The organism is uncultured Veillonella sp. (genome assembly GCF_963524655.1).
Lineage (GTDB): Bacteria > Bacillota > Negativicutes > Veillonellales > Veillonellaceae > Veillonella.
The window spans coordinates 1-22,078 of the sequence record NZ_CAURHA010000034.1; the positions used below are offsets into that span (position 1 = coordinate 1).

A 22,078-nucleotide genomic window follows, 5' to 3' on the forward strand; every position below is an offset into this window, starting at 1 on the left:
ATAATCTGTACACATTTTCTTTGATAGATATTATTAAGCTACTAAGCAAAGATTTATAAGCGTTGATAAGGCTTACTATAATTGACAGTTATAGTAATTAGGCTTATAATTATTAGACCGACGCACGGGGATGTAAAGGTTTCGACAGGGGTGCGTGTGGTATAGATAGCGAGTCGGCGTTCCATGAGGCCGTTAAACGGTGGGAAAACATTTAAACGCAGAAGAAAATTTTGCATTAGCTGCATAAGCTACGTCCCTCATACTTGTGCCTACCAAGTGTGAATGGACGTCAAACCGTAGGCTGGCTTAATTTAGTTGTTCATATGAATTAGGCGAGACAATATGAACTGGGGTTGTGTAGCTTGTCTGTGAGCGATAGCAACCTGAGATCTAAATCATAGACTGTGCTCGGAGAAGTCTATATGGCAACACTTCTGGACAGGGGTTCGACTCCCCTCATCTCCACCAATATTCAAGCTAAAGCTAGAAGATACGTATTTACTGTATAAATGCAGTAGTTACCTAATCTTCTAGTTTTTTTTATGTTCGTATATGTTCGTTAAAATACGCATTTATTCGCTTGAAATTTCCCTTTTTTTCCCCCATAATTTCCCCGTATAACCCTACAAGATCAATTATGACCAAAGTGTTCTCAATAAATTATGAAAAAAGTGTTCACAAAAAAATATAAAAGTCAATGGTTTTATCTTTTTTATTGTATACAATGGATATGAATTTGTTTAGATTTTATCTGCATTTAACAATGGTTGAAAGATATCGGAAAATTGACTTTGTCTATAGAATCCTGTAAAATATATATAGATATTTATGATAGTATGTGACATAAATAAATAGTTTCGTGTAAAGGAGTATAGGTAATGAAGTATCGTTATTCCCGTATGTTGGCGGCTCTCGTAGTGTCTGCTGTCATGGTGGCCGGTTGCGGTAACAACCAACAGCAAGCCGGTGAGGTTAATGTCAATACATATAAAATCACAGCAAGTGATACTCAAGTAGATCAAACATTTGCAGGTACAGTAGTGGCAGAGAATTCTGTAGCTGTACATGCTCGTGTATCTGGTTACATTGTTGAGAAGTTTGTAAAAGGCGGGGAACAGGTAGTGGCAGGTCAACCACTATATCGTATTGACTCTCGTCAATATGAAGCTAGTGTTGCCAATGCAGAAGCACAAGCAGCTCAAGCCAATGCAAATATGAAAAATGCTGAAGTTGATTTGCAACGTTATGAAACATTAGCTCAACAAGATGCTATTGCTCAGCAACGTGTAGATACACAACGCAGTACTTATGAACAAGCTAAAGCAGCCTATGAAGCATATCAAGCATCTCTTAAGATTGCTCAAGATAACTATGGAGATACTATGGTATATGCACCGTACTCTGGTACATTGCGTATGGATGATGTAGATATGGGTACATTTGTACAAGCTGGTTCTACAACATTGGTTACCATTGATTCCATCGATCCAATCTTTGTTGAGTTCAGTATGACTGAGCAAGAATATCTTGATTTCATGAAAAATCCAACTGGTGATGATTCTAATGGTCCAAATATTCAATTGAAACTAGCTGATGGTGAAATCTATAATGAACTTGGTTCTATCGTTCAAGCGGCGAAGAGTCTAGATAAATCTACAGGTAAGCTCGTATTAAAAGCTTCTTTCCCAAATCCAAATCATTTGTTGTTACCTAATATGTATGCTACGGTTGTTTCTCCTGGTGAAAAGCTTAAAAATGCTATTCTAGTACCAAATCGTGCGATTCTACAAATTATGGATAAAAACTTTGTCTATGTTGTGAATGCTGCTGGTGTAGTAGAGCAAAAAACAGTTGAAGTTGGCGGTACAAAAGGCAATGAAACAATCATTAAAGCTGGTCTTGCTCCTGGTGATGTAATCATTGTTGATGGCTTAACTAAGGTTAAGAATGGCGTTAAAGTAAATGGTAAACAACTTACTAAAGAACAGTTGAAAGCTACAAAATAAAAGGGGGCTAGATCGTGTCGAAATTCTTTATTCATCGACCTATCTTTGCCATCGTAATAGCCATTGTTATTACTTTGGTAGGTCTCATTTCTATGATGAACCTCCCGGTAGCTCGATATCCACAAATTTCTCCTCCTACAGTGCGTGTTAATACGGCGTATACAGGTGCAACAGCACAAGTTGTTAATGATACAGTAGCCAGTGTTATTGAAACACAAATTGTAGGCGTTCAAGATATGGATTATATGACGTCTAACAGCTCCAGTAGTGGTACTTATTCCTTGACGATTCAATTTAATCAAGGTTCAAATGCTGATATGAATGCGGTTAACACACAAAACCGTGTACAAGCAGCGCTTTCACAATTACCTGCGGAGGTTCAAGCCGTAGGGGTTACAACAACAAAATCATCTGGCGACATGGCCTTGATTTTCTCTTTGAACTCCCCAAACGGTACATATGATTCTACATTCTTGAAAAACTATGGAACAAACTACATGATGGATGCTATTAAATCCATCAAAGGTGTAGGTTCAGTACAAGAGTTCGGTTCTGACTATTCTATGCGCATATGGTTAGATCCTGCTAAAATGCAAAAACTAGGCGTTACTTTATCTGAAGTAACGGCTGCAATTAGAGGGCAAAACCTTCAAGCAGCTGCTGGTACAGTTGGTCAAAATCCTACAAATGGTCAACAAGCATTCCAGTATCCTATTAAAATTGACGGTCGTTTAGTAACACCGGAACAATTCGGCAATATTGCGATTAAGAACTCCAATGGCAAGGTTCTCCATTTAAAAGATGTCTCTCGTATTCAAATTGGTGCTAAAGACTATAACTTTATTGCTAAATCTGCTCATAAAGAAGTTGCTGGTTTTGCTATTTCTCTTCAAAGTGATGCCAATGCATTAGAGACTATCGCCAACGTGAAGAAGGTTTTAGACGAACAATCTAAATCTTTCCCGCCTGATTTAGAATATAAGGTAGTTGTAGATAATACTAAATTCGTAAGTGCATCTATCAATGAGGTAGAGCATACCTTCATTGAAGCATTGCTCCTCGTTTTAGTTGTAGTATATGTATTCTTACAATCCTGGAGATCTACAATTATTCCTATGATTGCTGTTCCAGTATCCTTGCTAGGTACATTTGGTGCTTTCGTATTACTTGATTTCTCTATCAATACGTTAACATTATTCGCCATGGTATTGGCTATCGGCCTCGTTGTTGACGATGCTATCGTTGTAGTAGAAGCGGTAGAGTATGAATTAAAATATAATGGCTTATCTCCTAAAGAAGCGGCTATTAAAGCGATGGAAAATGTGCAAGGCCCTGTAATTGGTATCGCCTTTGTATTGGTAGCGGTATTTGTACCAGTTGCCTTCATGGGTGGTATGACAGGTATTCTTTACAAACAGTTTGCTTTAACAATCGCTGTATCTGTTGTTATTTCTGCGATTATCGCCCTTGTATTAACACCAGCACTATGTGCTACGATGTTAAAACCTCACACGCCAAAAGAACGCGAAGACTGGGTACATCGTCAGTTAAATAAATTCAATGCAGGCCTAGAACGTTTCAGCAATTGGTATGGTATCCAATTGGCTCGTTTAAGCCATCGTTTGAGCTTAACCGTTATTGCATTGCTTATCTTTGCGGGGGGAACAGGCTTAGTATTCCACTTCTTGCCTACATCCTTTGTACCTGCAGAGGATAGCGGTTATTACATGATTGCTGTTAATGAGCCGCCAGGTGCTACATCTGAGCGTACTATGGCAACACTTGAAAAAATTGCTTCCTTCTTAGAAGGTAAAAATGATCCAGAAAAACCTAAAGATGAACAATTGTTCCAAGAAGTATTTACGGTAGCTGGCTTTGACCTCTTAGGTGGCGGTCAAAAATCTAGTGCTGGTGTAATCTTTGCGACTATGTCTGACTGGAAGTATCGTACTACACAAGCTACATCTATTAATGCAATGGTTGGTCAAACCTTTGGTTTTGCAGCTCAAGGCGTACCAGAAGCAACTGTAATTGCTATGAATCCACCATCTATTCCTGGTCTAGGTACTACTGGTGGTTTCAGTATGTATATCATTAATAAAGCTGGTGACAGCCCACAAGTTATGGCGGAACGTGCTAACGAATTCTTAGCAGAAGCTCGTAAGAGTCCAGCAATTCAATCTATTTACACTACATTTGATACATCTACACCATCCTTACAATTTGATGTGAATCGTGAAAAAGCGGCTCAAGATGGTGTGGCATTAGCTGATATCTTTACTACATTACAAGGTTTCTACGGTAGTATTCAAGTCAATGATTTTACCATGTACGGTAAAAACTATAAGGTAGTAGTTCAAGCAGAAGATGCGTACCGCCAAAATGCAGATCAGCTTAATATGTTGGCTGTTAGAAATAGTAAGGGGCTTATGGTTCCTGTATCTAACTACATCACGAAGGAACAAACCGGTATGCCATCTAGTATTACTCGTTTCGATAATGCGATGGCCGTACAAATCGGCGGTTCCCAAGCACGTGGTTACTCCTCTGGTGATGCTATTAACGCATTGAAAGAGGCAGCAGCTAAAACATTACCTGCTGGTTATACCTATGATTGGGCAGGTCAATCTCGAGAAGAGTTGAAAGCTGGTTCTCAAACTATGATGATTCTTGGTTTAGGTCTAGTCTTCGTATTCTTGATCTTGGCTGCCTTGTATGAATCTTGGAAGGTTCCATTTGCCGTATTGTTCTCCGTACCATCTGGTATGATAGGTGCCGCTTTAGTACCATTCTTGTTGAACTTTACAGGTAGATATGCCTTAGCTAACGATATTTATATGCAAATTGGTCTTTTGACATTGGTTGGCTTAGCTGCGAAAAATGCTATCTTGATCATCGAATATGCGAAGATTCGTGTTGACGAGCGCGGTATGAACGTAGTTGATGCTGCTATCGAAGCTGCAAAAATTCGTTTGCGTCCAATCTTGATGACATCCTTTGCCTTTATTCTTGGTGTATTCCCATTAGCTATCTCTACTGGTGCTGGCTCTGGCGCTCGTACATCTATGGGTATTACAGTAGTAGCAGGGATGACAACAGCAACATTGTTTGGTATCTTTATCATTCCAATGTTGTTTATCATCATTGAAACACTTGGACCTGGTTTGTTTACAAATCGTAAAAAAGACCATGAATAATTTCCTACATTAGCTGATAATGAGGAATGATAAAAACACGTCACTACATAGTAGTGGCGTGTTTTTTTTGTATAATGTATGGTATAATAATATAGTTAAAAATCGGATTGACCTAGGTCAATATAAAATGTGAAACTAAAAATAAAAGAGGTATATTATGAGTGACGTAAAAACATATGTAGCAGGTCATAAAAGCCCTGATACAGATTCTATTTGTTCTGCTATTTCCTTTGCAAATTTATTAACACAAATGGGCACACCAGCAACTCCAGTTTGTGCCGGTGAAGCAAACAAAGAAACAACATACATTTTGAACCATTTTGGTTTTGAACATCCGCAAATTGTTAAAAACTGGGAAGAGTTTGCGCCAGAAGGTGGCAACTTATACCTAACTGACCACAATGAATCTAAGCAAATCATCGATGGTTATAAATCCATGAATATGTGTGGCGTAGTTGATCATCACCGCATTGGCGATTTTGAAACTGATGGTCCTGTATTCATGCGCTTAGAACCAGTAGGTTGCTCCAATACAATCATCACTAAATTGTATATGGAAAATAATCAAGAAATTCCTAAAGCTATTGCAGGATTGATGTTATCCGCTATCATTTCTGACACTGTATTATTCCGTTCTCCTACATGTACAGAAACAGATAAAGAAATGGCTCACAAATTGGCTGAAATCGCCGGTGTAGATATCGAGTCCTATGGCCTTGATATGTTAAAAGCTGGTGCAGATATTTCTGATTTGACTAATGATGATATCGTTCGTACTGATATGAAAGAATTCTCCGAAGCTGGTAAAACGATTTCTATCGGTCAAATTTCCGTTATGGATACAACAGACGTATTGGCTAAACAAGGTGAATTAGTACAAGCTTTAGAAGCTCTTCGCAGTGCTAACAACTACGATGCATCTTACATCATGATTACAAATATCCTTGATGAAAGTACTACTTTGTTATTCAGCGGTGATGTAGAAGCTGTAGTTACAAAAGCATTTGAAAAAGAAGTTAAAGACAATGGTGTATTCTTACCAAACACTATGTCTCGTAAAAAACAAATCGTACCACCAATCCTTGGTGCTATGAAATAGTATACAAAGGAAAAGAACGTTGCTTGCAACGTTCTTCTTCTCTATGTATAGAGTTTACATGACTATAGCTATATATGTAGCCATAACAAATGTTATTTCTCATATGTAAAGTTTAGCTCATTAAGTTCTATTTGAGTTATTTGTATAACCATTATGTAAGGGCGTTAGGGGTGTTCCGATGAATTCATTATTAACAGGTTTAAATAAAGAGCAACAACAAGCCGTACAACATACGGAAGGCCCTTTGTTGATTTTAGCTGGTGCCGGATCTGGTAAAACAAAGGTTTTAACAGTTCGTATTGCACATTTATTGGCACAAGGTGTAAATCCTTATGAAATTTTAGCTATTACCTTTACCAATAAAGCGGCTAAAGAGATGAAAAGCCGTGTAGAAGGTTTAGTAGGGGATGTAGCTAATCGTATTTGGCTCAGTACGTTCCATAGCTTCTGTGCTAAGTTTTTACGTTTTGAGTTAGATAATTTCTTAGGGTATAACAGTAACTTTACCATTTATGACACATCTGACTCGCAAGCTGTTATTAAGGCTGCTTTGAAAGCATTAAATTTGGACGATAAATACTATCCCGTTGGTGCTATGATTGCAGCTATTTCAGATGCAAAGAATAAATTACTCTTTGCTTCAGATTTTAGAAAGCAAGCGAGAGACTTTTACCAGCAAAAGGTTGCCGACGTCTACGAGTATTACGAACGTGAATTGCGTAAGAATAATGCTTTAGATTTTGATGATCTATTATTGGTGGCTGTAAAATTATTACAGTCTAATGAGGCTGTCCTAGATAAATATAGCAAACGTTTCCGTTATGTTATGATCGACGAGTATCAAGATACAAACCATGCTCAATATTTATTGGCTAAATTATTGGCTTTACATTGGAAGAATATCGCCGTAGTAGGTGATGCTGACCAAAGTATTTACGCTTGGCGTGGTGCAGATATTCAAAATATCCTAGACTTTGAAAAGGATTATCCGAACTGTACATCTATTAAACTGGAACAAAACTATCGTTCTACTAAGATTATTCTAGATGCAGCCAATGCTGTTATCGAGAATAATGAAGGTCGACCAAAGAAAAATCTTTGGACTGACAAGACGGAAGGTGCTAAGATCCAGCACTTTACGGCCCAATCTGAACATGAGGAGGCTGCTTTTATCGGCGATACAATTGCTAAAAAGCACGATATTCACGGTGTTCCTTATGGGGATATGGCCATTTTATATCGTACAAATGCTCAGTCTCGTGTACTTGAAGAGGCACTTATCAAACGTGCTTTGCCATACACAATGGTGGGGGGCACAAAGTTCTACGATCGTAAAGAAATTAAGGACGTATTAGCATACTTGCGCGTGTTATATAATCCTTTTGATGATTTGAGTCTATTGCGTATTATCAATGTCCCTAAACGAAGTATCGGCGCTACTACTGTGGCCAAACTACAGGACTATGCCCGTGCTAATGGAACGTCTTTATTTATGACCTTAACGCAGCTACACTTGGTAGATTCTATTAAGGGTAAGACAAAAGAAAAGTTAGAAGAGTTTGGCATTCTTATTTTCACACTTGTAGCTGAAATGGAAGATAGAACGGTACTAGATATTCTAGAGTCCATTTTAGATAGAACGGGTTATTTAGCTCAGTTGGAAGAAAGTACAGATCCACAAGATCAAGCGCGCGCGGAGAATATTGGTGAGCTTTTATCTGTAGCTAAAGACTTCCAAGATACAAATCCATCTGGTACTGTAGAGGATTTCTTAGAACAAGTGGCCCTTGTTAACGATGTTGATTCCTTCGAGCAAGAAGAGTCTAAGGTAACATTGATGACATTACATGCTGCTAAAGGTTTGGAATTCCCTATTGTATTCTTAGGAGGCTTAGAGGAAGGTCTATTCCCTCATAGTCGAACCTTAATGAACCCTGAGGAGATTGAAGAGGAGCGTCGTCTAGCTTACGTAGGTATTACACGGGCAGAGAAGGAATTATATATTTCTAATGCTACGACGCGTACTGTATTTGGTCGTACAAGTAGTTATTTACCATCTCGCTTTATCAACGAAATTCCTGAAGAGTTAGTAGATGGTTTGCGTGCTAAGCGTAAAGTACCTGATGACATTAAGCGTCATGTGCCACAACATATGAGTGTCACAAGCCGACCAGTTACGAAGCCAATCGTTCGCAATGAAGTAATTGCTGATTGGAAGATTGGCGATACTGCTATTCATAGTAAGTGGGGCAATGGCAAGGTTATCAACGTTGCTGGTGAAGGGGCTGGCATGAAGTTAACTATTGAATTCCCAACTCAAGGTGTACGTGTGGTTATGGCTAAATTTGCACCTGTCAAAAAGGGATAAAACTTGTGTATCGCAGTTAACCTCTCTACCTTGCTTGTAAGGAACGTATAGAGTGTTACTGTACAGTAAAAGGGATGTAATATGAATCCGAAAGATAGAATTAAAGAGTTGCAACAAGAGCTTACTCATGCACAGTATTTATACTATGTAAAAGATGCTCCTACGATGAGTGACTTTGAATATGATAAAAAATATCGTGAGCTTGTAGATTTAGAAACAGCTCATCCAGAATATATTGTGCCATCTTCTCCAACACAACGTGTAGGTATGAAGGTGGAAGGCTCCTTTGAAAAGGTTGTTCATGGACGTCCTATGTTGAGTCTTTCCAATGTATTTAATGCTGATGAAGTTCGAGCATTTGCTAGTCGCGTAGAAAAGGAATTAGGACATAAGCCATCTGCGTATGTAGTAGAGTTAAAAATTGATGGATTAGCTGTAAATTTACACTATGAAAATGGCATGTTTGTACGTGCTGTAACGCGAGGTGATGGTCGCGTTGGGGAAGATGTAACTGCTAATGTGCGTACTATTAAATCCATTCCTTTATACCTAGAGAATGCCCCTGAGTTTATCGAGGTTCGCGGTGAAGCGTATATGCCTCATAGCGAATTTAAACGCATAAATGAAGAACGTGATGAAGAGGGGTTACCAACCTTTGTGAATCCTCGTAATGCTGCAGCAGGCTCCTTGCGTCAACAAGATCCTGCTATTACAGCAAGTCGTAACTTAGCTTTCTTTGCCTATGCTATTGGCTCTGAAGAAGGAGCTAGTATTCATAGTCAAGAGGAGTTACTTAAAAGCTTAGAAAACTTTAAGTTCTCTGTAAATCCTCACTATCGCGTGTGTCAAACTATTGATGACGTTATTGAAACTATCAATTACTGGGAAGAAAAACGTCATGACTTGCCATATGATACTGACGGTATGGTTATTAAAGTGAATAGCTTTGATGATCAAGAGGCACTTGGCAATACTGCAAAAGATCCTAAATGGGCCACTGCCTATAAATATCCTCCAGAGGAGGTAGAAACCATTCTAAAGGATATTACGATTAATGTAGGTCGTACAGGCGTTCTCACGCCTATTGGTGAGCTTGAATCTGTATTCGTGTCTGGTACCAATGTGAGTCGTGTAACATTACACAATCAAGACTTTATCAATGAAAAGGACATCCGCATTGGTGACCATGTCATCATTCACAAGGCTGCAGAAATCATTCCAGAAGTTATTCGTGTAGTTCCTGAAAAACGTACTGGTTCTGAAGTGCCTTTCACAATTCCTAACACATGTCCAGTGTGTGAATCTCCTACAGTTCGTCTCGAATGGGAAGCGGCTGTACGTTGTACGAATAAACATTGTCCTGCTATCGAGAAAGAGCAAATCATTCACTTTGCCTCTCGAGATGCTATGAATATTGATGGTTTAGGCCCTAGCATTGTAGAAAACTTAATCAATAACAAGTTAATTGCTAATGTGGTGGATTTATATCACTTAACGGTAGATCAACTAGTTATGATGGACCGAATGGGCAAAAAATCGGCAGAAAATTTAGTAAAAGCTATCGGAGATTCTAAAGCTCGTGGTTTGGACCGCGTATTATATGGTCTTGGTATTCGTCTAATTGGTTCTAAAGCAGCTGCAACAATTGCTAATGTCGTAAAATCTATGGAACGGTTCATGACTATTACTAAGGAAGAACTCGTAGCTGTGGAAGAGATTGGTCCCACAATGGCAGATAGTATCGTAGAATATCGTCAAGATCCTGCTCATGTGGCTATTATTGAAGGGTTAACACAAGCCGGTCTTAAGATGACTGTAGATGTTGTAGAAGCTGCAGGCAATCAACTGGACGGGGAAATCGTCGTCCTCACAGGTAAGCTTGAGGTCATGGGTCGCAGTGAAGCCGGTAAAATTCTTGAAGCTCATGGGGCAAAGGTTACAGGTTCTGTGTCAAAGAAAACTACACTTGTTGTAGCTGGTGAAGATAGCGGTAGTAAGCTTACGAAAGCCAATGAATTGGGCATTCGCGTCATGAACGAAGAAGAGTTTGTAGAGCTTTTACGCAATCTCGGAGAAATCCAATAGATATACATTCTTATAATGTTTTGAAAATATATATTATTTGCTTTATAATAAATAATTATGAAAGGATGTGTTCCGATGAAAATCAGCCAAGAGGAAATAAAAAAAATCGCCTTGCTTTCACGCTTGGAAGTTAAGGAAGAACATATGGCACATGTAGAAAAAGAGTTGTCCGATATCTTGTCTTATGTTGCTGAACTAGATGCATTAGAGCTTGATGGTGTTGAGCCTATGGCCCATGCGGTACCATTGCATAATGTACTTAGAGAGGATGAAATGAAACCATCCCTTAATCATGATTTAGCTTTATCTAATGCTCCAGAAGCAGAGGATGGGTACTTTAAAGTACCTCGCGTTGTACAAGAATAGGAGGTTTCGCTGTGGCAACAATTCATGAATTACACAAGAAACTAGTGAATAAAGAAATCAGCGCCGTTGAATTGACGAATGCTGTCATTGCACATAAAGCGAAAGTGGAGCCGACTGTACATGCGTACTTATCCGATTCTCATGACCGCGCTTTAGCTACAGCTAAAACTGTAGACGAATTAATTGCTAAAGGCGAAGCTATTTCTCCATTAGCAGGTATTCCTGGTGCCATCAAAGATAATATTTGCATTAAAGACGAGCCTGCAACATGCGCGTCTAAAATGTTAGAAAACTTTGTTCCTCCATATAATGCGACTGTTATCGAACGTTTACAAGATAATCATTATATTAGCCTTGGTAAACTTAACATGGACGAATTTGCTATGGGTGGCTCTACAGAGAATTCTGCATTAGCAAAAACAACTAACCCTTGGAACACTGATTGTGTACCAGGTGGTTCCTCTGGCGGTAGTGCTGCTGCTGTAGCAAGTAGTACTGCTATTTGGGCTCTTGGCTCTGATACAGGCGGTTCCATCCGTCAACCAGCGTCCTTCTGTGGCGTTGTAGGTTTGAAACCTACTTACGGCAATGTATCTCGTTATGGCCTTATCGCCTTTGCATCCTCTTTGGACCAAGTTGGCCCTATTACACGGGACGTAACTGATGCTGCTTTAGTATTGAATGCAATCTCTGGTTACGATGCGAAAGATTCTACATCTATTCCAGGTGCTCGTGTAGATTACACTACAGCGCTTGTAAATGATGTAAAAAATATTAAAATTGGCGTGCCAAAAGAATTCTTTGGTGAAGGTCTCAATAGCGAAGTTCGCAAAGCTATGGAAGAGGCTATCGAAACGTATAAAAAATTAGGTGCTGAAATCGTTGAGGTTTCATTGCCTAACTCTAAATATGCTTTGTCTGCGTACTACATCATCGCATTGGCAGAGGCAAGCTCTAACTTGGCTCGTTATGACGGTGTAAGCTATGGCATGCGCGTTGCTGCTGACAATTTAGTAGAAATGTCTACGAAAACTCGTACAGAAGGCTTTGGTCCTGAAGTACAACGCCGTATCTTGTTAGGTACTTATGTATTGAGTGCTGGTTACTATGATGCTTACTACTTGAAAGCATTGAAAGTACGCCGCCTCATTAAAAACGAATTTGATGAAGCTTTCTCCAAAGTGGATTTAATCTTAACACCAACTGCACCTAATACGTCTTATAAGTTTGGTGAAAAAGCAAATGATCCATTAGCAATGTACTTAGAAGATATCTGTACAGTACCAGCAAACCTTGCAGGTATCCCAGGTATTAGCATTCCAGCAGGTATGAGCAGCAGCAATTTGCCAATCGGTATGCAATTGCTTGGTCCTGCCATGGGTGAAGAAACATTGTTACGTGCGGCTTTCACATTTGAACAAGCGCGTCCAGACTGTCAATTAGTAGCACCAACTGGGGAGGTTTCTCTATGAGTAGTAAATACGAAACAGTCGTTGGTTTAGAGGTTCATACAGAGCTTAAGACGAAGTCTAAAATCTTCTGTGGTTGTACCACTGAATTCGGCGGCGATCAAAATACACATGTATGCCCAGTGTGCCTTGGCTTGCCTGGTGCGATGCCTGTGTTAAATAAACAAGTAGTAGAATTTGCTATTAAAGTAGGTTTAGCATTGAACTGCGAAATCCTTAACTTTAACAAATTTGACCGTAAAAACTACTACTATCCTGATTTGCCTAAAAACTATCAAACATCTCAATATGATTTGCCAATTTGCTTAAATGGTCACTTAGACATCGAAGTAAATGGTGAAACTAAACGCATTGGTATTACACGTATTCACATGGAAGAAGATGCAGGTAAGCTCGTTCATAGTGGCAACACTATTTCCGATTCCAAATCTTCTAATGTTGACTACAACCGTACGGGTGTACCTCTTCTTGAAATCGTATCTGAACCAGATATTCGTTCCGGTGCAGAGGCGAGAGCATATGTTGAAAAGTTACGTTCTATTTTGCAATATTTAGAAGTATCTGACGGTCGTATGGAAGAAGGTTCTTTGCGTTGTGACTGTAACGTATCCGTACGCCTTCGTGGTGCTACAGAGTTCGGTACACGTACAGAAACTAAAAACGTTAACTCCTTAACTGGTATCCAAAAAGCTATCGAGTACGAAGCATTGCGTCAAGCAAAATTAATCGAAGCTGGTGGTAAAGTAGACCAAGAAACTCGTACATGGGATGATGCTCAAGGCATTACTCTCGGCATGCGTAAAAAAGACGCAGAAAACGATTACCGCTACTTCCCAGAACCAGATTTGGTACCAATCGTAATTACAGACGAAAAAATTGAAGAAGAACGCCGTGCATTACCAGAATTACAAGATGCTAAGATTGAACGCTTTGTATCTGAATACGGTTTGCCTCGTGAAGATGCAACAATTCTTACAGTAGCTCGTAAGACTGCAGACTTCTTAGATGCAACTGTAAAAGCTGGTGCAGATCCTAAAACTGTTGCTAACTGGATGCTTGGTGACTTGTCCAAGATGATCAATGAAAATGGCTTAACATTTGCTGAATCTAAAGTAAGCCCTGAAAACTTAGCTGGTATGATTGCCCTTATCGATAAAGGCACTATTTCCGGTAAAATTGCGAAAAAAGTTATTGTATCCATGTGGGAATCCGGCAAGGATGCAGAGACTATCGTAAAAGAAGAAGGTCTTGTTCAAATTACAGATACAGGCGCTATTGAAGAAATCGTTAAGCAAGTTATCGCTAACAACCCACAACCAGTGGAAGACTTCAAGAGCGGTAATGGCAAGGCTATTGGCTTCTTAGTTGGTCAAGTTATGAAGGAATCTAAAGGCCGTGCTAACCCTGGTATGGTTAATGAATTACTTCAAAAATTCTTGAATGACTAATCTGTGCGTTAGCATACATTAGCTATAAACAATATCAATACAATACGTCCCCTATAGATCTATGAATTTATATCTATAGGGGATATTTATTTGCATTTTTTTAGTTAAAATATGATATAATAGGTTGTATAAAATTAATTATTATTTTGGTCATATAGAGGAATTAACTATGTCTGATCAACAGAATATACATAACAATCAAAATACATATAAAAATAATCAACAAGGTAGTAGTTTTGACGGCAATACAAGAACTACTGAACCTAATACGCGCGTATTATCCGATAATGAGCGCCGAGACTTTGATGGGGTAACTATCGAAGAGGTAGGTGATTCTGTACACGTTGATTCAACGCCAACTTATATGGATGAAGAGGGTCAACGGTACGAACAATATAATCAATATGGGCCGCAAGTTAAGGTGTATAGCTTTAATAGTACAAGTTGGCTTAGTCGCATCATTCTGATTATCATTTTAGCCGTTGTATTAGCGGCAGTAGTTTTCTTTGGCGGCATCATCCTATCCGTAGTAGGTGTTGTCATTTTAGTGGGTGCTATTGTTTCCTTTATCTTTGGGCTCTTTTAATGGTATAATACATATATTATGACTAGACGGTGGCTGAGCCATTCGATGATTTGAAGGGGACATATGAACGTAGTTTTATCCACATTAAACTCAAAATTTATACATTCCTCCCTGGCTTTGCGTTATCTCAAAGCCTATGGGCAGGCTCACGGACAGGCATACGATATAGTAGAATATACTATTAATATGCCTGTTTTACATATTCTTAGCGATATTACAGAGCGCAATATAGATATATTGGGTTTTGCTTGCTATATCTGGAATATTGAAATGACCTTACATGTGGTGGACATGGTGAAAGCCGTTCGACCAGATATTAAAATTATCTTAGGCGGTCCAGAAGTATCTTTTACTGCCGATGAAATTCTAAATCGTTGCCATGCTGTAGACTATGTTGTACAAGGCGAAGGGGAAGAAGCCTTTTATCAACTTATTAACGCCTTAACAAATGGTAAGGATGGCCTTACAGAGGAAATTGCTGGCGTTCGTGGCCGCCATATTTCGGGCCAGCTTATGGGCTCTACTGATACAGTAGAGGTAAAGGATCTAAGTACTATACCGTTCCCATACGTGGAAGAGGATATGGTTGATTTAGAACATAAAATCATTTACTATGAATCCTCTCGAGGATGTCCATTCTCCTGTCAGTATTGTTTATCTGGCAACAAGAATACGGTTCGATTCTTTCCACAAGATAGAACATTAAAAGAATTACAATGGTTTATCGACCATAAGGTAAAGCAAGTTAAATTTGTGGATCGCACTTTCAACTGTGCACCACATCATCATCGTTCATTGATGGAATTTATGCGTGATGCTGATACAGAGACGAACTTCCATTTAGAAATGGAACCTGAGCTCATGACAGAATGGGAGACAAATATTCTCTGTGAAACCCCACCAGGGCGTATTCAAATCGAAGTGGGCGTACAAAGTACACATAAGAAAACGTTAGATGCTATTAACCGATATAACGATTGGCCGTACATTCAAAAGGCAATTCGTCCTATTATTGAGGCAGGACGCACACATGTACATATGGATTTAATTGTAGGCTTACCTTACGAAAATAAAGCGCGATTTGGATTATCCTTCAACGATTTATTTAGCTTACAACCTCATGCGCTGCAAATAGGATTCTTGAAACTATTAAAAGGATCTGGTGTACGCCGCATGGAGGAATACCAATATATTAGTGATCCGTTAGCGCCATATGAGGTACTCACTACTCATGTATTACCTTATAAAGATATACGCTTCTTAAAGCACTTTGAAGATGTATTTGAACGCTTTTATAATAGTGAGCGCTTTAGAACCGTCTTTGGCTATATCGGTAGAAAGCTCATAAAGGAGCATACTGACACATCTATAACTGGTGAAGATACAGCAACAAATCATATACCACCTATGAAAAAGTATGACCCTAACAAAGTAGAATCTAAAAAAGATGCCTTTTCTTATTTCTGTGAAATGACACAGGCTTGGCTTGATGCTGGTCATCACAAGGTTAATTTAAAAGACATTGACCAAATCGAGTTCTTATATAATTTCTTCTTGTCTAAGGGCGATAATGTGGCGGCTGAATTACTACAGTACGATACTCTTGTAAGTTATCGTGGTAAGGTTCGGAGCGAAGCCGTTGGTTTGCCGAAGCAGACAAAGGAACTTTTACAAGAAGGGGAATCATTCTGGCGCAACGAAGAGATTGCCTCTCAGTATATTCCAAACTATACCTTCAAAGAATGGCGCAAGATTCGCCAACAATACGTGGAAATGCCAATGTCTGAAGACACGGCACATGTATTAGGTATAGAGAATGTACCTAATGCACCATTTACAGTTGTGATCGACGTTAATAAAGAGGTAAAACCTTTTATACGTCCTGAAATAGAGGCTTGTTAAATTTCACAAGCGATGATTGGTTAGTTAAATAGGAGTGTTATGACCGATACAACGAGACCAAAACGATACCGTATGGTATCTAAATATTATAAAGAAACCTATGGGGAAAAGGTTTATAAACTGCCTGTGGCGTTGCCGCTGACTTGTCCTAATCGAGACGGTTCAGCCGGCGTAGGGGGCTGCACCTTCTGCGGCGAAATTGGTGCTGGTTATGAGAATCGTCCTGCGTGGATGACAGTGCGTATGCAACTCGATGAAAACATTGCTCACATAGGCCCTAAATATAAGGCGAAAAAATTCATACCTTATTATCAAAACTTCAGTAATACTTACTTGAGTCTTGATGATTTTAAAAGCTATATGGAGCAAGGTTGCATCGACGAGGCCGTAGGTATCGCCATTGCAACGAGACCAGATTGTATTGCCGATGAATACCTAGACATATTGGCAGATATCAGAGATCGCTTTCAAAAGGATATCTATATTGAATTAGGTCTACAAACGGTAAACTATGATACGTTAGAAAAAATTAATCGAGGCCATGATTTAGCTCAGTTTATTGATGCCGTATTGCGCATTAAACGATACGGATTTAACGTTACCACACATATGATTGTTAATCTTCCATGGGATACTATGAAAGATACCATCGAAGGGGCCCGTATCTTATCAGCCCTCGGTGTGGATCAAGTTAAATTACATGCCTTATATATCGTTAAAAATACATTGATGGCCAAGTGGTACCAAGAAGGTCAGTTCACCTTAATCAGTGCAGAAGAATATGCTGACCGTGTAGTCAACTTTGTCCGTCATTTACACCCTGACATTGTATTGCAGCGTCTTGTTGGGCGAGCGCCTGAAGATAATACACTCTTTACAAATTGGTCTATGGGTTGGTGGCGCGTACAAGATTTAATTGATGATAAGTTAGATGAACTAGATGCACATCAAGGGGATCTTTGTGATTACCTCAATGGTAAAGCGGTTCGTAAGGTTATAGACTAGGAGGTTGTATGAGCGAACAAGTATTTACATTTCCTACATATGACCTAGCACAATCCATACTAGGTCAACATAATCGTTATTTACATATGATGCTTGAGGTTATCTCTGCCGATGTAGTAGCTCGTGGAGATACAGTAGTCATCAAGGGAGATGAGGAGAATGTTAATGCCCTCTATCGCACTCTGGAAGAATTAGTGTTCCTCTACCGTGAAGGCAGTACTATTACAGAATCTCAAGTACGCATTGCCGCTAAACTTGTAGCTAATGGCAAAGCTGATGCAGTACATAATATGTTTGAAGATACGCTATCCGTTAATATGCGGGGTAAAAATATTACGCCTAAAACGGAAGGTCAGAAGTATTATGTAGATAGCATTCGTAAAAATACCATAACCTTTGGTATTGGCCCTGCAGGTACAGGTAAAACCTTTTTAGCAGTAGCTTTGGCAGCGTTCTACTTGAAGAACCGTAATGTAGATAAAATCATTTTAACTCGTCCTGCTGTAGAGGCTGGAGAGCGCTTAGGTTTCTTACCTGGCGAATTACAAGATAAAGTAGATCCATATTTAAGACCTCTTTATGATGCATTACATGAAATGTTTGGCATCGAGCAAGTACAACGCTTTATGGAGCGCGGTACCATTGAGGTAGCACCATTAGCATATATGCGTGGTCGCACTTTAGAAAATGCCTTTGTTATTCTTGACGAGGCGCAAAATACGACGGCTGAACAGATGAAAATGTTCCTAACTCGTTTAGGAAACAACTCTAAAATGGTTGTAAACGGCGATAAAACGCAAATTGACTTGCCGCCACGTGTCGTATCAGGTCTTGGTGAGGCTGAAAAGGTATTGCGTCATGTATCGGGCATTAATATGGTTTACTTTAGCGATCAAGACGTTGTGCGTCATGATTTAGTAGGCCGCATTGTAAAAGCTTACGATGCGTACCATGAGCGTAAATTAGCAGGTGATACTACAACGACGACTGATGTATCTGCAGAGAATGTAGCGAAAGGGTAAGTATGTACATACATATTAGCTATGATGAAGGAATTCAAGAGGATTCTAATATAGAGGCCATTATCCGTAAGGTTTGTGACGAAGTGAGTCGCGTATACGGTCTTGAAGAAGATGAAATGAGTATTTTGCTGTGTGATAATGCAAAGATTCACGAGCTTAATAAAGAATATCGCGGTATCGATAGACCTACAGATGTATTGTCCTTTGCACTTAATGAAGGGGACGATTACGAAGGCAGTGAAGAGGAACATCATTTACTAGGTGATATGATTATTTCCTTAGAGCGCACTCGTGAGCAGGCTATTGAATATGGACATAGTTTTGAACGCGAATTGGCGTACTTAACGACGCATAGTTGTTTGCATATTTTAGGCTATGACCATATGAACGACGAAGATAAAAAAGAGATGCGTACAGAGGAAGAGTTTATCCTTGGCAATCTCGGTTATGTGCGGGAGGATGCACCATATAATGAATAATAACGAACATTTCAAATCTGGCTTTGTAGCCGTAGTAGGTCGACCAAATGTTGGTAAATCTACCTTAATTAATGCTCTTATTGGTGATAAAATCGCTATCGTATCCGATAAGGCTCAAACAACTCGTAACCGTATCATCTGCGTATATACAGATGAAGCAAAACAAATCGTATTTTTGGATACACATGGTGTGCATAAACCAAAACATAAATTAGGTGAATTCATGGTAGATGCAGCTATCGAGTCTTTAAAAGAAACAGAAGCCGTTTTATTTGTCGTAGCAGGCAATGAAAAACGCGGTCCTGGGGATAACTTTATTATTGAACAATTACAACGTGTAAAAGTTCCTGTATTCTTGGTAGTTAACAAGATCGATACTCTTAAAAAAGAAGAGCTTTTAGAAGCCATCGTGTCTTATCAAAATGCGTACTCATTTGCTGGTGTTATTCCAATTTCTGCAAAAGATAAAGAGAACTTACCAGAGATTCTTAAGGTACTAGAAGAAACTTTACCTGAAGGTCCACAATACTTCCCAGAGGACATGATTACAGACCAACCAGAACGCCTTATCATTTCCGATATCGTACGGGAAAAAATCTTATTAGCAACACGGGATGAAATTCCTCATGCTATCGCGGTAGACGTAGATGAAATGAAAACTCGCGATGATGGTACGACCTATATTCGCGCTACCATTTACTGTGAACGAGACTCTCAAAAGGGTATCATCATCGGTAAAAAAGGTGCTCTTTTGAAACAATTAGGTGCCGAGGCGCGTGCAGATATTCAAAAGCTATTAGCCACAAAGGTATACTTAGATCTTTGGGTTAAAGTTAAAAAGGATTGGCGCAATAAATCTGGTATGTTATCCGAACTTGGGTATCGAAAATAATTTGATATAATATAGAAATAAAGTATTTCCAGAGTTAGATGAAAGGAATAGTAATGGATAGTGTAGATGGCCTGTTACCCATAGGGTTTGGTCTTTTATGTATTGTTTTAATTAACTTTTTTGTGGTCGCAAAGTTCTCCTTTGCCCGCCTTCGCAAAGAACATGTAGAGGATATGGATATCCTCTTAGAAAAGGATAGAGAGTTTTTATTAAAGCTATATCAAAATCCTGAGTATTTCTTAAATACTACGCAGTTTTTGATTTTATTCTTTATCTTAGCCCTTGCAGGCACGGGTACATTTGTATTCGATAATATCGTAGATCAGATAGTCGCTGTTCTTAATGTACATAGCAAGTGGATGCACTTTGTACTAGATATCGTATTATTGCTATTAATTAGCTTAATCGTTTTAATCTTTGGTGAAATCGTACCTAAAGCGTTGGGCCTATCGTTCCCAACAAAGTACGTAAATACCTATAGCCGCATCGTAGTAGCGGCAGGTAAATTAGTATATCCATTTATTTGGATTGCTAGTAAAATCTCTAATGTTATTTTAGGCTTTTACAAAACAAAATATTTAACAGAGCTAGACCTTGTGTACTCTGAGGAAGAAATTCGAATGATGATTTCTCGAAGTCACGAAGAAGGTCAGTTAGACCAAGTAGAGTCTGAACTCATCGATAATGTATTTAACTTTGTTGATCGTATGGCGAAAGAGGTTATGGTACCTCGCCAAGACGTGGATTGCGTATTTGTGGAAGATGGTTACGATGAAGCGATGAAGGTTATTCGCTCTAAAGTACATACTCGTTATCCACTCTGCGTAGAGGATAAGGATCACATCATCGGCCTCGTTCACATTAAAGACTTAATGGAACGTCCTAACCAAGCACGTAAAGATTTGCGCAATGTAAAACGGGATATTTTGACTGTTCCTGAAGTCATGAAGTTGTCTACATTGTTACAGTACATGAGAACACGCCGTATTTATCAAGCTGTAGTAGTAGATGAATATGGTGGTATGGTTGGTCTCGTAGGTCTTGAAGATATTATTGAAGAATTAGTTGGTGATATTCAAGACGAGCATGAGCCGCATTTACCGGCTACGATGTCCTATGCTGATGGGTCCTTTGAGTTTGATGGTAAGGTTCTCGTAGACGAAGTAGCAGAGATCATGGATATTGAAATCGATAATTCTGACTCCGATACAATCGGGGGCTACGTCTTTGGCTTGCTAGAACGTACACCAATCGTTGGTGATACAGTAGATGCTCATGGCTATACCTTTGAAGTGACTCAAATGCAAGGCTATCGTATTTCTCGTATCAAAGTAACTCCTTTACCTGTAGAGGAAGCAACGGAAGAAGTAAATGAAGAAGCTTAATGGTGGCTTCAATACACCAGCCATCGTAATTAGTCGAAAAAAGTATAAGTTATACTCAGTGTTTACGTTCATTACTCCTAGTTTGGGGATTATTAGAGCATCAATACCACATAAGCGAATGATGACCATGCGCAACAGTTCGTATCTACGTCCTTTTAGCGCTATGTATATTACAGTCGTACCTGATGGAGAATATGTAAATGTTACGCAAATCGATGGTTCCTATGTGGTGGAATCGTTAGACGTAAATCTCGATAACATCGCTTATGCTGCCGTTGCGAGCGAGCTTATTCAAGAGCTATTTGCTATGTATGATGTAGACCGTAAGGTCTTTGATACCGTTGTAAATTACTCCAAGCAGATTCGACGCCGCAATGTGCAATTGGGAACGATCATGCTTGGGTGGCAATTATTATCTCTTGCCGGTATTGTGCCAAGTGCTAATGCTTTTACTCATCAAGATGGCATTGATCCATTCTGGTTGCAGGTACGTGAAACGACGAATCTTAGTATTTCTCCTACTGTAAAAGCTGAATTACCACACATTCTCGCTTACCAGTGGGGTGAAGATACGCCTATAGAACTTCCTAAAACAATATGGAAGGAACTAGAAAAACTACTATTTGCATACTGTGAGCAAGAAATAGGTAAACCATTGCAAAGCGTAAAGTTTTTGAACTCTATAATTTAATGATAGTAAAAAGGCAGTTTGAGAAATGATATGTACCCCCTTTACTGGACAACCAGTAAAGGGGGTATTTTCATGAGA

The 22,078-nt window shown here is 39.2% G+C and carries 16 protein-coding genes and 1 other RNA gene; all 17 read left to right on the forward strand.

The window, feature by feature from the left end; genetic code table 11:
* Positions 1-126 precede the first annotated feature (126 nt).
* The 17 genes from ssrA (at position 127) to RYM16_RS07180 (ending at position 22,000) form a co-directional block, all read left to right on the forward strand.
* Positions 127-468, forward strand: a transfer-messenger RNA (tmRNA) gene (ssrA, locus tag RYM16_RS07100).
* A gap of 410 nt (positions 469-878) precedes the next feature.
* Complete coding sequence (locus RYM16_RS07105; protein ID WP_105081205.1) at positions 879-2,006, forward strand: efflux RND transporter periplasmic adaptor subunit; 1,128 nt, start codon at positions 879-881, stop codon at positions 2,004-2,006.
* A gap of 14 nt (positions 2,007-2,020) precedes the next feature.
* Positions 2,021-5,203 (forward strand): multidrug efflux RND transporter permease subunit, encoded by a 3,183-nt coding sequence (locus tag RYM16_RS07110; protein ID WP_314983132.1) that lies wholly within the window; start codon positions 2,021-2,023, stop codon positions 5,201-5,203.
* Between the two features lie 157 nt (positions 5,204-5,360).
* On the forward strand, positions 5,361-6,302 hold the full coding sequence (locus tag RYM16_RS07115; RefSeq protein WP_054747599.1) for a manganese-dependent inorganic pyrophosphatase: 942 nt from the start codon (positions 5,361-5,363) through the stop codon (positions 6,300-6,302).
* Between the two features lie 178 nt (positions 6,303-6,480).
* Positions 6,481-8,670, forward strand: a complete 2,190-nt coding sequence (pcrA, locus tag RYM16_RS07120; protein WP_314983133.1) for a DNA helicase PcrA — start codon at positions 6,481-6,483, stop codon at positions 8,668-8,670.
* A gap of 81 nt (positions 8,671-8,751) precedes the next feature.
* Positions 8,752-10,755, forward strand: coding sequence for an NAD-dependent DNA ligase LigA (ligA, locus tag RYM16_RS07125; protein WP_314983134.1), 2,004 nt, complete (start codon positions 8,752-8,754; stop codon positions 10,753-10,755).
* Between the two features lie 75 nt (positions 10,756-10,830).
* Positions 10,831-11,121, forward strand: a complete 291-nt coding sequence (gene gatC, locus RYM16_RS07130; RefSeq protein ID WP_314983135.1) for an Asp-tRNA(Asn)/Glu-tRNA(Gln) amidotransferase subunit GatC — start codon at positions 10,831-10,833, stop codon at positions 11,119-11,121.
* An 11-nt stretch (positions 11,122-11,132) separates the two neighbouring features.
* Positions 11,133-12,593: an Asp-tRNA(Asn)/Glu-tRNA(Gln) amidotransferase subunit GatA gene (gatA, locus tag RYM16_RS07135; protein WP_314983136.1), complete on the forward strand. Its 1,461-nt coding sequence runs from the start codon at positions 11,133-11,135 to the stop codon at positions 12,591-12,593.
* Positions 12,590-14,038: an Asp-tRNA(Asn)/Glu-tRNA(Gln) amidotransferase subunit GatB gene (gene gatB / locus RYM16_RS07140; protein WP_314983137.1), complete on the forward strand. Its 1,449-nt coding sequence runs from the start codon at positions 12,590-12,592 to the stop codon at positions 14,036-14,038. The genes gatA and gatB overlap by 4 nt, the downstream gene beginning before the upstream one ends.
* A gap of 169 nt (positions 14,039-14,207) precedes the next feature.
* Entirely contained in the window at positions 14,208-14,624 is a 417-nt protein-coding gene (locus tag RYM16_RS07145) for a DUF4229 domain-containing protein (protein WP_314983138.1), read from the forward strand.
* A gap of 63 nt (positions 14,625-14,687) precedes the next feature.
* A complete protein-coding gene (locus RYM16_RS07150; RefSeq protein ID WP_314983139.1) occupies positions 14,688-16,526 on the forward strand; it encodes a DUF4080 domain-containing protein in 1,839 nt (612 codons plus the stop codon).
* 39 nt (positions 16,527-16,565) lie between these two features.
* Positions 16,566-17,531: a TIGR01212 family radical SAM protein gene (locus RYM16_RS07155; RefSeq protein ID WP_314983140.1), complete on the forward strand. Its 966-nt coding sequence runs from the start codon at positions 16,566-16,568 to the stop codon at positions 17,529-17,531.
* Between the two features lie 8 nt (positions 17,532-17,539).
* A complete protein-coding gene (locus RYM16_RS07160) occupies positions 17,540-18,553 on the forward strand; it encodes a PhoH family protein (protein WP_314983141.1) in 1,014 nt (337 codons plus the stop codon).
* 2 nt (positions 18,554-18,555) lie between these two features.
* Positions 18,556-19,032 (forward strand): rRNA maturation RNase YbeY, encoded by a 477-nt coding sequence (ybeY, locus tag RYM16_RS07165; RefSeq protein WP_009351321.1) that lies wholly within the window; start codon positions 18,556-18,558, stop codon positions 19,030-19,032.
* Positions 19,025-19,924: a GTPase Era gene (gene era / locus RYM16_RS07170; protein WP_314983142.1), complete on the forward strand. Its 900-nt coding sequence runs from the start codon at positions 19,025-19,027 to the stop codon at positions 19,922-19,924. The genes ybeY and era overlap by 8 nt, the downstream gene beginning before the upstream one ends.
* 53 nt (positions 19,925-19,977) lie before the next feature.
* Positions 19,978-21,309, forward strand: coding sequence for a hemolysin family protein (locus tag RYM16_RS07175; protein ID WP_314983144.1), 1,332 nt, complete (start codon positions 19,978-19,980; stop codon positions 21,307-21,309).
* Positions 21,296-22,000, forward strand: coding sequence for a DNA repair protein RecO C-terminal domain-containing protein (locus RYM16_RS07180; RefSeq protein WP_314983143.1), 705 nt, complete (start codon positions 21,296-21,298; stop codon positions 21,998-22,000). Before RYM16_RS07175 ends, RYM16_RS07180 begins: the two co-directional genes overlap by 14 nt.
* Positions 22,001-22,078 lie beyond the last annotated feature (78 nt).

Excerpts from the sequence above, each read along its gene's own strand:
- RYM16_RS07105 (WP_105081205.1), top strand. The coding sequence starts at position 879 with ATGAAGTATCGTTATTCCCGTATGTTGGCGGCTCTCGTAGTGTCTGCT.
- RYM16_RS07115 (WP_054747599.1), top strand. The coding sequence starts at position 5,361 with ATGAGTGACGTAAAAACATATGTAGCAGGTCATAAAAGCCCTGATACA.
- pcrA (WP_314983133.1), top strand. The coding sequence starts at position 6,481 with ATGAATTCATTATTAACAGGTTTAAATAAAGAGCAACAACAAGCCGTA.
- ligA (WP_314983134.1), top strand. The coding sequence starts at position 8,752 with ATGAATCCGAAAGATAGAATTAAAGAGTTGCAACAAGAGCTTACTCAT.
- gatC (WP_314983135.1), top strand. The coding sequence starts at position 10,831 with ATGAAAATCAGCCAAGAGGAAATAAAAAAAATCGCCTTGCTTTCACGC.
- gatB (WP_314983137.1), top strand. The coding sequence starts at position 12,590 with ATGAGTAGTAAATACGAAACAGTCGTTGGTTTAGAGGTTCATACAGAG.
- RYM16_RS07145 (WP_314983138.1), top strand. The coding sequence starts at position 14,208 with ATGTCTGATCAACAGAATATACATAACAATCAAAATACATATAAAAAT.
- RYM16_RS07150 (WP_314983139.1), top strand. The coding sequence starts at position 14,688 with ATGAACGTAGTTTTATCCACATTAAACTCAAAATTTATACATTCCTCC.
- RYM16_RS07155 (WP_314983140.1), top strand. The coding sequence starts at position 16,566 with ATGACCGATACAACGAGACCAAAACGATACCGTATGGTATCTAAATAT.
- RYM16_RS07160 (WP_314983141.1), top strand. The coding sequence starts at position 17,540 with ATGAGCGAACAAGTATTTACATTTCCTACATATGACCTAGCACAATCC.
- ybeY (WP_009351321.1), top strand. The coding sequence starts at position 18,556 with ATGTACATACATATTAGCTATGATGAAGGAATTCAAGAGGATTCTAAT.
- era (WP_314983142.1), top strand. The coding sequence starts at position 19,025 with ATGAATAATAACGAACATTTCAAATCTGGCTTTGTAGCCGTAGTAGGT.
- RYM16_RS07175 (WP_314983144.1), top strand. The coding sequence starts at position 19,978 with ATGGATAGTGTAGATGGCCTGTTACCCATAGGGTTTGGTCTTTTATGT.
- RYM16_RS07180 (WP_314983143.1), top strand. The coding sequence starts at position 21,296 with ATGAAGAAGCTTAATGGTGGCTTCAATACACCAGCCATCGTAATTAGT.